Origin of the sequence: Streptomyces sp. UG1 (assembly GCF_049974585.1) — a bacterium.
Taxonomy (GTDB): domain Bacteria; phylum Actinomycetota; class Actinomycetes; order Streptomycetales; family Streptomycetaceae; genus Streptomyces.
Genome location: NZ_JBNGGG010000159.1, coordinates 1 through 852, shown reverse-complemented (window position 1 = coordinate 852; position 852 = coordinate 1). Strand labels below are relative to the sequence as shown.

At 73.9% G+C, this 852-nt stretch carries 1 protein-coding gene; it reads right to left on the bottom strand.

Annotated features, from left to right (window positions below; genetic code table 11):
• The coding region (locus ACP4J3_RS50800; RefSeq protein ID WP_426545105.1) for an XdhC family protein at positions 1-851 on the bottom strand (851 nt) is incomplete at its 3' end.
• Between the last annotated feature and the right edge of the window lies 1 nt (position 852).

Genomic DNA, 852 nt, shown 5'->3' with positions numbered 1-852 from the left:
CGGAGCAGGGGGATGTCGAACTTGGCGTCGTGGGTGAGGACGCAGATCGCGGTGCGGGCGTCGACCTCGGCGTGCTCCAGGTAGCGGTGCGGCCAGTCGGCGACGACCTCGTCGGCGTCCGGGAAGCGCTCGGGGGTGGCGAAGACGGGGCGGGCGTCGCAGACGGTGACGCGGTAGCCGAGGAAGCGTCCGGCCCGGCTGAGGGCGGCGGCGAAGTCGACGGCGCCGAAGATCAGCATGCGGGGCGGCGGCGCCTGGGTGTGGACCAGGAGCGTCAGCTTCTCCGGGCAGGTGTCGGCGTCGCCGCCGACCTCGACGCGGCCGGTCCGGCCCGCCCGCAGCAGCGCGCGGACCCGGTTGGCCACCGCCCGGTCCTCCTGCCGGCCGCCCAGTGTCCCGTCGTAGGCGCTGCCGCCCCCGAAGACGGACAGGGTGCGGCCCAGCAGGCGCTGCGGCCCGTCGATCACCTGTGCCACGGAGATGGGCTCACCGGCCGACACCTGTTCCAGGGCGGTGGTGAGGTGGGGCTGGTCGGCGGGGTCGACCCGCTGGACCAGGACCTCCAGTTCGCCGCCGCAGGTCAGGCCCACGGCGAAGGCGTCGTCGTCGGAGTAGCCGAACGAGGCCCGTATCGGGGGCTCGCCCGACTCCAGGACCTGCCCGCACAGCTCGTAGACGGCGCCTTCCACGCATCCTCCGGAGATGCTGCCGGCCACGTTGCCGTCGGTGTCCACGGCCAGTGAGGTGCCGGGGGGTAGGGGTGCGCTGCCGCTGACCTGGATGACGGTGGCCAGGGCGAAGGGGCGGGCCTCGCGGCACCAGCGGGACAGCGTGTCCGCGATGTTCAGCATG